The sequence below is a fragment of the Streptomyces ipomoeae 91-03 genome (genome assembly GCF_000317595.1).
Classification (GTDB): Bacteria; Actinomycetota; Actinomycetes; order Streptomycetales; family Streptomycetaceae; genus Streptomyces; species Streptomyces ipomoeae.
This window is the reverse complement of sequence record NZ_AEJC01000565.1, coordinates 1-11,731: the sequence shown is the minus strand read 5'-3', so window position 1 is coordinate 11,731 and position 11,731 is coordinate 1. Positions and strand designations below refer to the sequence as shown.

The following is an 11,731-nucleotide window of genomic DNA, read 5'->3' as shown; positions in this document are numbered from 1 at the left end:
CCTCCACCCCGCTCGCCCGCGCCGCGGTCCGCAGCTGTGACCTCTCGGCGGTGGGCAGAGTCGCCAGGCAGTTCTCGGGGTCGGCGAGGACCAGGCTGGGTCCGGCGGTGACGGCGATCGCGTTGGCCGTGTCCCGGGAGTCGTCGTCCTCGCCCTCCCAACCGAGCCGCAGCACTGAGGCGCCGTCCTGGGCCGCCGCACGCCGTGCCTGCTCCAGGATGGTCGTCTTGCCCATCCCCGCCCCCGCGGTGACCAGCAGGACGCGCGCCGTTTCACCGGTGGCGCGAAGGGTGTCAGCCAGTGCGCGGACGTCGTCGTCTCTGCCGATGACCGCTCCACGCTGTTCCCTCACGGTGCCACCTCGTTCGTTCTCCGCAACCGGTGGCGGTGCGGGGCGTGACGGCGCGGCCCATATGGTCAGTGCACTGACGCCTTTCCGGGCACGGGTACGCAGCCGGACACGGCCGTGTTCATCACCCGCCAGGGCATACCTCGGAAACTGGATGGTGACTGTGAGGCCGGGAACCAACGCACCGGACCGCTGGGGCAGGCCCGCCCGCATGGACCGCACCGGCAACCGCCTGCTCGGCCGCGAGCGCGAGTCGGAACAGATCGATGGCCTTCTGAGCGACCCCGGCGGCCCGCGCCTTGTCTTCCTGCGAGGCGAACACGGTGTGGGCCGCAGCGCGTTCCTGCACGCGACCGGTGAGCGACTGCGAACAAAAGGAATCGCCGTATACGTTGTGGACTGTGTCCCCGGCGACGGCGACGGCGACCGGCCGCTGCTGCTGGCGCTGCGACTGGTCATGGCACTGGAGGAGCGCCGGTCCGACCCGGAAGGCCGCCGGTCGGCCGCAGGGCTGGTTGCCCGGGCGCTGTCGGCCGTGGACCGGCATGACCAGGCGGCGATGGAGGCACTGCTGCGCGCCGCTCTCACCCGTTGCGCACCGGTGACGGTCCTGGTCGACGATGCCCAGCACGCCGATCCCGACTCCCTGGCCGCGCTCAGCCGGATCGATGCCCCCGGTGTCCGGCTGGTGGTGTCGGCCGCCTGGCACATCGCACCGAGCGCGGGCGGCACGAGAACAAACACCCCTGCACCCGTGTACGAGGACACGCCACACCAGGGGCTCAACACCGAAGGGCCCCGGGCCTCAGGCCGTGAAGGTGCGGCCGGCGCCAAGGGGTCTCGCGCAGTGGTCCTGTTCCCGCTGGGACCGCGCGACACCACCGCTCTGGTGGCGCGGTGGCTGCAGGCTGAAGCGGACGCCGACCTGGCGCGCCGAGTGGGCGAGTTGACGCGCGGTGTCCCGGGAGCGGTCGAGGCCCTGCTCACCGGCTGGACGCGCCGAGGCGTGATCCGGGTCGCCGACCGCCACGCCTTCATACCCGCAAGGACGACGGTACCGGTGCTGCCCGCCGACGACCGGTTCGTCACGGCCCTGGACCGACTTGGCGAGCCTGCGCGCGCGGTGGCCGCCGCGCTGAGCATCCTGGGACCACTCGGCCGGCCGGCCCTTCAGCTGACCGCGGTCTGGACCGGCCTGTCCATCGACGCTGTCATCGACGGTGTCCGCCGCCTGGTCGAGGCGGGCATCATCGACGAACTGCCCGGACCGGACCGGACCATGGTGCGAGGCTGGACCTTCCGCCTTCCCCTGGCCGCGCACACCGTCCGGGAGCGGCTGAGCCCGGTGGAACGCAGCCGGCTGTCCGCCACCGCGGTCGAGGTCCTCTGGAAGAACGCGGACTCGCAGCACGCCGGAACAGCGATCCCCCCAGCGCCGGGCCTCCTCGACGAGACGAACGCCCTGACCTACCGCGCGGACCGTATCGCGGACGCGGGCAGCCTGGTCGACCGGGAACGCGCGGTGGCCGAACTGACGGCCGCCGCCCAGCAGATACGGCCCGGCACCGATGACGGGCGGGTCCTGCGGTGGCTGCGGGCCGCCCGTGACCTGACCGAACACGCCGACGCCCGCGATCTCGTCCTCCAGCGGTACGGCACAGCCGCCTACCTGGCCTGCGACTACCCCACCGCACAGGCCGCCGCCGAATCCCTGCTGCGCGACCCGGGACCGACGCTGAGCGACCTCGACCTGCAGGAGGCCGCCTGCCTTGTGGTGGCGGTCACGGCCAACCAACGCGACTGGCCCACGATGTCCCGGCTCGCGACCACCCACTGGTGGAACGGACTGCCGATACCCGCCCTGGCCAAGGTGACCGGCCAGGCCCTGGCCCTGTGCCACCTTTCGCGATGGCGGGAGACAGCGGAACTGCTCGAACGGACCGAGACGGTGTGGAACACCAGCCCACGCGCACGTGCGGCGCCCGGCCGGTTCAGAGCCATGGCCGATCTGGCAATGGGCCGGCCAGAATCCTACCGGCGCGAACTGGCCATGCACGACGCTCCGGAGTTGCCCCCTGGCAAGGTGTACTCGCTGCCCGGCGGCATGTTCGACACCCTGCTCACCGGCTACGACCTCAACGCGGCCGAAACCCTGCTGGAGACCGCCGGCCTGACCGTGCACATGCTGCCCCCGCTCAGCCGGTTCCTCTTCGATCACCTCACGGGCCGGTGGGACCAGGCACTGGAATCGGCCCGTCGGCTGCTGGCCAACGACGAGGTCCAGTCAACCCCGGTGTCGGACAGCTCGCCGCTTCCCGCGCGGACGACGGCCATCCTCCTCGCCCGGGGGCGCATCACCAGCGCGCTCCAGCTCGTGGAGGGCGTGCGTGGTCCCGGAGGGAGCCCGCCTCAGTGCGCACTGCACGCATCGGAAGCAGAAGTGCTCATGGCCCTCGGCGACCTGGGCGGCGCCGAAAAGACACTGCGCAGCGCGCTGACCACGGCACAGGCGCACGACCAGGTCTACGGCACGGACGAGCTGTGGGCCCTGCTGGCAGAGGTGACGGCCGGGGCGGGGCACACCGCCGAGGCGATGGCCTGCCTGCACCACCTGGAGCGCATCGCCCCACGAACGGGCACCGACCGGTCCCGCCTTCGGCACCTGCTGGCCTCGGCCCGCATCCTGCGACAAGAAGCACCCGACACCGCCCGCCACAACCTGCGCGAGGCCGTCGACCTCGCTCGCACCCGCGGCCTGCCTTTCGAGACGGCGACCACCCTGGTAGCCGCCGCCACCACGGGCGCGGTCCCGGCCACGCTGCTGCACGAGGCCTACGAACTGTTCGGCACGACCGGCGCCACCCTGTGGCGCTTCCACACCAGGACCGCGCTGCGAGAGGCCGGACTGACCGTCCCCGGCCGCAAGCAGACCACCGCCGAGAACGACCACCTGCTTGCCACCCTGCTCGCCGAGCAACTCACCACCCGCCAGATGGCCACCGTCCTACGGCTCACCGAGGACGCGGTCGCCCGGCGCCTGTCCCGGCTGTTCGCCCGCACGGGAAAACGCTCCCGCACCGAACTCGTCACCGCCGTACTCACCGACTCGCTCTGACACGGCACGGCCCTCGCCCCCGAGCCACCCCGGCCGCCCACGTGCTCACGGCAGCGGCGGAAGAAGGCGTGAACCCGGCTCCAGGCTGTGGCGCAGCAGGCTGCGGGCCGTGCGGACGGACCTCGCCCTCAGCACCCTCATCTTCGACGCCCCCGCCTGGGTGGCCTTCGTCGGGTTCGGGAAGCGGTAGCGGCCCGGATTGTCCGCGCGAGCCCCCGAAAACCGCCCTGCGGCGGGGGCTCGCCCGTTCAGTCACATCACGCCGGCTCGGGGACGCGCGCGGGCGCCCGGTTCTTGCGTATCTCGCGCTCCGCCAGGTACGACAGCGCCGGTGCCGCGCTGAAGCTGACCGCCTGGTACAGGAGAGTGAGTGTCATGGCCACCGAGACGACGCCGAAGGGCAGCGCGGTGACCGACAGGACGGCGAAGAGGAGGAAGAGCACGGCGAGGACGGTCTCCGCACCGGCGCTGTTGAACACCTGGATCCTGGATTGCAGTCGGCGGAACTTGTCGGTCCGGTTCTAGCTGGCCGGCCGGTTCAACATCGCGATCAGTGCCGCTTTCCCGATCACGTAGAAGAGAGCGCGCTGGGCCAGGACGGCTCCGGCGAATTCGCGTGCGGTGAAGCCCATGACCTTGCGGTACACCGTCCATTGCAGCAGCCGCCTGCCCGCCATCACGAAGAGGAACGGCACGTACCAAGTCACTGGCACCGGCCACACGTCATCGTGCGACGCGATCATGGACAGCAGCATGGCCGGGGGCACCGCCAGCCCGGCGAACCGGACGCCACGGAGGGCGTTTATCAGACCGTGGTTGGCGTGGTAAATCCGCTGCGTGACATTCAGGTGCGAGCCGGTCCGCCCCGCACCGGGGCGGAACATGTGCGCATGAGCGCGGATCTCCTGCACCGGGCCGTAGGTCCAGCGGAACCGCTGCTTCTTGTAGCCGTTCCAGGTCTCCGGGACGAGCCCCCGGCCGTACGGATGTTTGAGATAGGCCGACTTGTACCCACTCGCGTGGATGCGGATGGCGAGCTCGGAGTCCTCGGTCAGGCACCATTCCGCCCACCCGTCGGCCTTGTCGAGGGCGGCCAGGCGGATGGTGGACATCGTGCCGACGGTGAGGCCTGCCCCGTTCTCGTCGAGCGCGACCATGCGGGCGGCGAAGAAAAGGGCGTACTCGGCGTTGGCGATCCTCGTGAAGGCCGACGACTCGTAGTCCCGATAGGCGTGAGGGCACTGCACGAAGCCCGTCTCGGGATCTTCGAAGTACCCCACGGTGTCCGCCAGCCAGTTGGGTTCGACGATGTAGTCGGCATCGACCACGCCCACCACTTCCGCGCGAGGGTCGATGTGGGGCCGTGCCCAGTTCAGCGCGCCGGCCTTCGCGCCGGTGATCCCCTCCACGTGCAGGAACCGGAAACGCGGTCCCAGCCGGGCGCAATGCTCTTCCACGGGCCGCCAGAGGCTTTCGTCCGTGGTGTTGTTGTCGATGACGAGCACTTCGTAGTCGGGGTAGTCGAGCATGCTCAGCGCGTCGAGCGTGTCCATGACCACCTCGGGCGGCTCGGCGTGGATCGGGAGCTGCACGGAGGCCATCGGCGCGAAGCCGGACCGACGAGGGCGCGCCGTCGCCCCGGCCCTGCGCCACCGGGAGCGCAGGAGCACTTCGGAGCCCGTGACCTCGTCGAGCAGGTCGGAGGGGAGGCAGACGATGGTCAATACGGAGCTGATCGTGACCAACACGACGGTCACGGTGCTCACGCCCGAGTCGATCGCTTTTGCCGCGAACGGCACCAGCCACACCACCGGCAGGACACTCAGGAACGCACAGGTCACAACGAACAGGGTGCCAACAGGCCGGAAGGCGGTCAGCCGCCGACGTGCCAGGAAACTGAGCGCCATCATGGCGAGCGCGGTGACGAAGCCCAACTCCAAGGAGCCCCCGAAGGCCACGCTCACCAGCAAGGCCGTGCCGAAGCAGAGGGCGTGGACCGTTGTCGGGAAACGCTGTTCCCGCGCTGTGGGGTGTGGATTTCGCGACAGCGTGACGATGGCGGCCAACTGGGCCGCCGCCACGATCAATAACGTGGCGACCAGAACATTCATGAGATATCAGACTTTCCGATGTGCAAGGAGAGGCCGGATCGCAACGCGACATGGCGCACCCGGGCAGGGGTGTGCGGCACGCTGCTTTCGGCGTTTCGGCGTTTCGGGGCCTGGGTGGGCTGCCCCTTCGAGCGGCGCAGGGCGCCGGGAACACATGCAGATGTCCGGGCAGGGCTGGTTCGTCGTCACCAGCTCCGCAGCGCTCCCGCTTTGACGCGGGTGCGGGGATGTGGAGCGCCTGCTACTTCTCCAGGGCGTCCGAGTGGTACTGACTGCCCGGCCGGCGGTTGTTGTCCGCCTTGCCGCTGCCCGACGTGGCCCGAACAACGTCGTACGGGTCACTCGCCGGGATGCCGCGGTCGGTCGGCGATTTCCCACTGTTCAGCGCGATGTCCCGACCGGAGGGATTTCCACTTTCGGACCGACCGGCGGTGACACCGCGTTCACGATCTGCACGACATCGGCGCCGATGCTGGTCCTGTAGACCAGCGCAAAGGCCGGTCGTCCAGTTGCGCAGGATGTTCACGCGGATCGTGTCAAGGGTGTTCAACGCGGCAGCGGCACCGGCGTTGATGAACGGAAACCCCGGGGACGGGCCAAGAACGAGGGCCCGCCTTCGATCCGCGACGCGCAAAACACCTCAGGACAGGTCAGGTTGAGGAGGGGCTGCGTGTCGCCTCCTGGCCTGCGTCCTGTCTCGCGATGTCAACCATGTTCTCGCTCCTCCGTTTCCGCGCTCATTCCGCGTGCCGCTGCCTTGAATCGTGTCAGCTGTGAGCGGCTACTTCGGCGCTCGCGGCCGGTCAGCGGCTAAGTACAGGGAAACCGGACGCGAACCGTCGTGTCCTCGTCTGTCCGTCCGACGGCTGTCGTGCGGGCGGCAGGGGCGGCTCGGGAGGGGGGCTCGGGAGGGGTGCCTCTATGTCTTTCGGCAAGCGAGGCGTGGGTTCTGGGACCCCAACCGGGCGCAGACGACCGGGACGAGGAGCACAGGCATGCTGCCGTGCCCCGAGCTGAGCGCAGGGGAAACGGCCCGTGCGGGAAAACGACCCAGAGGGCCGGGGCGCGAGTCCGACTTCGGCGTAGCCGGGACGGCCCGAGGGGGGGTACGGCGCCCGTGTCGGCGACGGGTGAATCGTGATTCAGCCGCCGCCGACACCGTGCTCTCCGCCTGAGTGGAGGTGACCGATACTGCTGTCGGCTGTCGGCGACAGCAGTATCAACTGTGGGAACGGCCGCAGAGGCTCCCCCAGTGCCGGGGCGGAGCCTCTGGACGGTGGAATGAAAATCCGCTGCGGGTGGGTTCGAAGTCCGCTTTCGAGCCGCGGCGATCGTCTCCGCGCGCAACCGGCTTGTCCTTCCGGGACGCGTTCGGGACGCAGGTTGGACACAAGGATCGGAAAAGACCGACGAGGACCGAGAAGGAATGTGGCGCCAAACAGCGTCTGACCTGGTGAAACGGCCACGATGAGCATTGATCGGCAGGGGTCGCCAAGATCCTCGAAGGACTCATGATCCGTCGGCCGTGGGTTCGAGTCCCACCCGCCCCACCAGACAGGCCTGTGACCTGCGGAACGTCTCAGCAGGCGTGCGGATTCAGGACTTTGGGCGAACGGATCGAATCCGCTGCTCGTGAGTTCAACGGTGGCGCGGGCTGCGGGGGTTTCCGACGCGTTGACCTGGGCGGATGCGTGGGTGCACGGTCGCTGGGGGCCGTAATCAGCGATCCGCGCGGGGGCTGGACACACAAGTCGGGACGCTGATGGGACACAGGGAATGGGAAGAGCCGTCTGTGGACCCACTTGCCACCCTCCTTCGGCCGTGACGGCCTGGGTCGACGGGGCGGCTTGGCGGACGAGCGGGTCGCCTTGATCGCTGGGGCTCCGCAGCTGTCCGGGACGGGGGAAACGGACGGTGCCGACGCCGCCGGATCCCGCAGGCACGAGATCAAGCGCGCCCCGTGTGCGGGTTCGTGGGGTGACGGGTGGGTCTTCCTCGGTCGCTGAGTCGCCGCCATGCGGTGAGGGCGAGTCTGGCCCGTGTCAATCCGGTGGGCTCTGGGAGTTCGATGTGCGGGGGCTCCGAGCTGTGTGAGTCGGCGGGCGACGCTGCTGTGGTGCAGATGGAGAAGGTCGGCGGCCCGGCCGGTGGCGCAGTGGGCGGACGTGACGCTGCAGCCCGAGAAGCGATGGCGGGCGGGCGGTCCGGTGTCGTTCACCCTGCGCTTCGAGCGCAGCACACCGGTCAGGACCCTCGCGGTGGTGATGCGCCCGAGCAGTGGCCGCGCCTCCTGATCACCGGTCGTTCGCGTGACCGGGGCTGGGATCGTCCTGCTCGGCCAGCGCCTTGATCGCTTCGAGGTGGCTGTCCCATTGTTCGGCGAGGGAGTCCAGCCACCGAGTTGCCCGCTGCAACGGCTGCAGGTCCGCCTTGTAGCGGACTTCCCGTCCTGCGCGGTGGCTGCGCACCAGACCCGCGCGCTCCAGCACGGCCAGGTGCTTGGCAACCGCCTGGCGGGTGACGGTCAGCGGGGCGGCGAGGGACGTGGCCGTCTCGGCCCCCGAACGCACGAGCGTGTCGAGGATCTGGCGCCGGACCGGGTCGGCCAGGGCCAACAGCACGTCCTCGGGCGCCTTCTCCTCGTCATCCGCGCGGATCATGCCGCCGCGCGTTCGCACTGCACACACAACTGGTCCAGCTTGCCGGGCCAGTTCTGGCTGTTGGCGCGGTGGCGGGCGGCAGCTTCGTCGGTCGGCAGGCCAAGGCGGGCGAAGCCGCTCTCGACCATGGTGAGGCGAGTTCCGCCCGTGGTCTCGTCGGCGGTGAGGGTGAAGGTGACGAGGGTGGCGTTTGAGCCGGTCGGTTCCTCGCCGGCGGTGCCCTGGGACCAGCGCCAGGAGAAGGCGTGGGGCGGTTCGACCGTCTCGACCCGGGCCGGGATGGTGCCGTGGACGCCGTGGTCGAAGAGCAGGAGTCCGCCGGGGCGCAGCTCGATCTTTACGGGTTCGCCGTTGCCGAACCAGCGGCCGAGGAACGCGGGCTCGGTCAGCACTGTCCAGACCCGCTCCACCGGCGCGTTGATCACGATGGCGCGTTCGATCGTGTTGGAGAGCATTGAGACCTCATCTCATCAGAATGCGCTACCCGAAGGTTGCACGTTCCTGCGAGTACGTGCAACCTCTCGATTGCGCACGGCTGGATGTTCGTTGCGGGCCAGTGACGGGCGTGTTCTCTCCCAGAAGTCGGGTGGAAACCCTGTCAGTTCCGGCGTGATGCGGTGACTTGGATCACGCGCTGGGGATTGAGTGTGGTCCCCTGTGGATTTCCGTACCGCCCCATGACCAGCGACGTCCGGATGCAAGGATGAGGCGTCATGACGGCAGGGTGGTGTTCTCGCACGGTACGGGCCGTGGTCTTCGCGGCCGTGTGCGTGCTGCTCGCCGCCCTGGGCCACGTCATGATGTCCGGCAGTCATGTGTCCGCCTGGCCGCTGGCCGCCGGAGCCGTTGCGACGGGCGTGGCGGGCTGGTCCCTGGCCGGGCGTGAACGCGGCCTTCCGCTGATCGTGACGGTCGTGGTCGCCGCCCAGACGGCACTGCACGAGGCGTTCTCCTTCGCCCAGTCGGCGACCGAGCCGTCCGGGGCTACGACCTCCATGGACATGAGCGGCATGGGAGCCATGGACATGGGCTCGACGCACATGGACTCCATGGACATGGCCCACACGCATGCCATGAACCACTCCGCGGTCGCCGGCTCGCCGACGGCGGGCATGCTCGCCGCCCACCTGCTGGCCGCGCTGCTGTGCGGCCTGTGGCTGGCCTACGGCGAGAAGGCCGCCTTCCGCATCCTGCGGGCCGTGGCCGGATGGCTGGCGGCACCGTTGCGGCTGCTGCTCGCGCTGCCCGCTGTCCCGGACCGCTCGCGCGTCCGTCGCGGGCGTCCGCGTTCGGACCGGGCGCCGAGCCTTCGGCTTCTCGTCCACTCGATCACCTCTCGGGGGCCTCCTGCGCACCTGGCTGTCATCTGACGACAGCTGGTTTTCCGAGGCCGCGCAGGTGCGCCTCGGGCCCCGGCCGTATGACCACACAGGCGCCGTAGCGGGTGCGCGTCGTCGCGCCTGCGTGCCGTAGGGCCGTTTCCCCACTCACCGGACCGACCGCGTCCTCGCGCGCCCCGGTCCGGATCACGGATCCGAGAAGGACACCAGGTGATCACCTCTGCCCTGCCCACCTCCCACCACACGTCCGATCCGACGCCGTCGGCGGACGAGTCGATAACCGCCTGGGCCCTGGCCGCCCGCGGCGGGGACGCCGACGCTGTCGAGCGGTTCGTGCGGGCGCTGCAGCGAGACGTCCAGCGTTACGTCGCCCATCTGTGCGGCGATCCCCAGGCCGTGGACGATCTGGCCCAGGACACGTTCCTGCGGGCGCTCGGCAGCCTGCACCGGTTCGAGGGCCGTTCCTCGGCGCGCGTGTGGCTGCTGTCCATCGCGCGCCGGGCGGTCATCGACAGCTATCGGCACGCCGCCGCGCGGCCCCGGCTGTCCGACGTACCGGACTGGCAACTGGCCGTCGAACTGGCTCAGCCGTGCGATCTGCCCGGCTTCGACGACGGCATCGCCCTGCTGGATCTGCTGGCCGCTCTGCCCGACGAGCGCCGGGAGGCGTTCATCCTCACCCAATTGGTCGGCCTGCCCTACGCGGAGGCGGCCGAGGTCGGCGACTGCCCGATCGGCACGGTCCGTTCGCGCGTGGCCCGTGCCCGGGCGTCCCTCATGGGCCTGCTGGACGAGGCGGAACAGATCGCCGCGCCGGCGGCGGCCTGAGACACCCGCGCGGGGTGTCGGGGCGCCTTGTCCCGACACCCCGGACCCCGACACCTCAAGTTCGAGCGAGGGTCGATGACACATACGCACGCGAGCGGACAGCGGCATCTCGTCGTGATCCCGCTCTTCTACGGCGTCCGGAGCCTGACCTTCTCGGGCCCTGCGGACGTCCTCGCCGGCGCCGGTGAGGAGGGCTTCCGCCACGACGTCCTGACGGCCCCTGAGGGCACACCCGTCCGGGCCTCCAGCGGGCTCGCGCTCGTACCGGACACATCTCTGGCGGACGTCCCGGAGGTCGGTCGGGAGACCGCCGACGTCATCGCCGCTCTCTCCGCCCGGCCGAGACGGCTCGCCTCGGTGTGCGCGGGCGCCTTCCTCCGCGCCGGGACCGGGCTTCTGGACGGCCGTACGGCGGCCACGCGCCGGCAGCACGCGCGGGAGCTGATGCTGCGCCACCCGGCCGGGAAGGCCGACGCGCACACCGGCAGGCGGTGAAGCGGGGTCGGCCGGATCCGGCGGGCGCCGGGTGAGAAGACGATCACTCTCCAGGAAGGATGCGCCGACGGACGGAAGGCGCCATGACACCGAAGACTGACGGGCCGACCCCGCCACAGATCATGTTGATGCATCTCAGTCGTTGTTGCAAGCTATTCGCAATAGAGGCATAGGCTGTCCCCTGACGATCACTCACCCGGAAAGGGGACGTGCCTGATGGGCACCTACGCGCTTCCCGATCTGCCCTACGACTACGCCGCGCTGGAGCCGGCCATCACCGGGCAGATCCTGGAACTGCACCACGCCAAACACCACGCCGCCTACGTCAAGGGCGCCAACGACACCCTCGAGCAGCTCACCGAGGCCCGCGAGAAGGACCAGATCACGCCCACCGGCCTGGTCGGCCTGGAGAAGACCTTCGCCTTCAACCTCTCCGGCCACGTCCTGCACTCGATCTTCTGGCAGAACCTCTCCCCGGACGGCGGTGACCGCCCCGACGGCGCCCTCGCCGACGGCATCGACGAACACCTCGGCGGCTTCGAGCAGTTCAAGAAACAGCTCACCATCGCGACCGCGTCCGTCCAGGGCTCCGGCTGGGGCGTGCTCGCCTGGGAACCCCTCGGCAGGCGCCTGATCGTGGAGCAGGTCTACGACCACCACGGCAACGTCGGCCAGGGAGCCACCCCGCTCCTGGTCTTCGACGCCTGGGAGCACGCCTACTACCTGCAGTACAAGAACGTCCGCCCCGACTACGTCACCAAGCTGTGGGACCTGGTCAACTGGGAAGACGTCGCCGCCCGCTACACCGCGGCAGCCGGCGCCTGATCCGCCCC

Annotated in this window: 12 protein-coding genes; 6 read left to right on the top strand and 6 right to left on the bottom strand. The window is 69.9% G+C overall.

Translation table 11 applies throughout. From position 1 onward, the window contains the following. On the bottom strand, positions 1–352 hold a 352-nt coding region (locus STRIP9103_RS52290; RefSeq protein ID WP_009332439.1), incomplete at its 3' end, for an ATP-binding protein. Between the two features lie 151 nt (positions 353–503). Between STRIP9103_RS52290 and STRIP9103_RS36885 the strand changes: the two genes are divergently transcribed. Next, the gene (locus tag STRIP9103_RS36885; RefSeq protein ID WP_048821649.1) at positions 504–3,464 is read left to right on the top strand and encodes an AAA family ATPase; all 2,961 of its coding nucleotides are present in this window, start codon (positions 504–506) and stop codon (positions 3,462–3,464) included. Positions 3,465–3,721: 257 nt separating this feature from the next. Here the strand turns inward: STRIP9103_RS36885 and STRIP9103_RS36880 are convergent, their stop codons facing one another. From STRIP9103_RS36880 to STRIP9103_RS50310, 3 genes are all read right to left on the bottom strand, one after another. After that, entirely contained in the window at positions 3,722–3,943 is a 222-nt protein-coding gene (locus STRIP9103_RS36880; RefSeq protein WP_009332446.1) for a hypothetical protein, read from the bottom strand. 42 nt (positions 3,944–3,985) lie between these two features. Continuing rightward, complete coding sequence (locus STRIP9103_RS36875; RefSeq protein WP_078614175.1) at positions 3,986–5,575, bottom strand: glycosyltransferase; 1,590 nt, start codon at positions 5,573–5,575, stop codon at positions 3,986–3,988. 241 nt (positions 5,576–5,816) lie between these two features. Further along, complete coding sequence (locus tag STRIP9103_RS50310; RefSeq protein ID WP_141594769.1) at positions 5,817–6,125, bottom strand: hypothetical protein; 309 nt, start codon at positions 6,123–6,125, stop codon at positions 5,817–5,819. Positions 6,126–7,740: 1,615 nt separating this feature from the next. Here STRIP9103_RS50310 and STRIP9103_RS52915 point away from each other — a divergent pair. Next, positions 7,741–7,869, top strand: coding sequence for a hypothetical protein (locus STRIP9103_RS52915; protein WP_258539666.1), 129 nt, complete (start codon positions 7,741–7,743; stop codon positions 7,867–7,869). Here STRIP9103_RS52915 and STRIP9103_RS36870 read toward each other — a convergent pair whose 3' ends face one another. Beyond that, a complete protein-coding gene (locus STRIP9103_RS36870) occupies positions 7,870–8,235 on the bottom strand; it encodes an ArsR/SmtB family transcription factor (protein ID WP_048821647.1) in 366 nt (121 codons plus the stop codon). It abuts the gene before it with no gap. Beyond that, positions 8,232–8,690, bottom strand: coding sequence for an SRPBCC domain-containing protein (locus STRIP9103_RS36865; protein WP_009332449.1), 459 nt, complete (start codon positions 8,688–8,690; stop codon positions 8,232–8,234). Before STRIP9103_RS36865 ends, STRIP9103_RS36870 begins: the two co-directional genes overlap by 4 nt. Positions 8,691–8,948: 258 nt before the next feature. Between STRIP9103_RS36865 and STRIP9103_RS36860 the strand changes: the two genes are divergently transcribed. The 4 genes from STRIP9103_RS36860 (at position 8,949) to STRIP9103_RS36845 (ending at position 11,723) form a co-directional block, all read left to right on the top strand. Then, positions 8,949–9,605 (top strand): hypothetical protein, encoded by a 657-nt coding sequence (locus tag STRIP9103_RS36860; protein ID WP_009332435.1) that lies wholly within the window; start codon positions 8,949–8,951, stop codon positions 9,603–9,605. 180 nt (positions 9,606–9,785) lie between these two features. Next, the gene (locus STRIP9103_RS36855) at positions 9,786–10,403 is read left to right on the top strand and encodes a sigma-70 family RNA polymerase sigma factor (protein WP_009332443.1); all 618 of its coding nucleotides are present in this window, start codon (positions 9,786–9,788) and stop codon (positions 10,401–10,403) included. A gap of 75 nt (positions 10,404–10,478) precedes the next feature. Continuing rightward, a complete protein-coding gene (locus tag STRIP9103_RS36850) occupies positions 10,479–10,898 on the top strand; it encodes a helix-turn-helix domain-containing protein (RefSeq protein ID WP_048821646.1) in 420 nt (139 codons plus the stop codon). Between the two features lie 216 nt (positions 10,899–11,114). Further along, on the top strand, positions 11,115–11,723 hold the full coding sequence (locus STRIP9103_RS36845; protein ID WP_009332437.1) for a superoxide dismutase: 609 nt from the start codon (positions 11,115–11,117) through the stop codon (positions 11,721–11,723). The last annotated feature ends 8 nt before the right edge of the window (positions 11,724–11,731 follow it).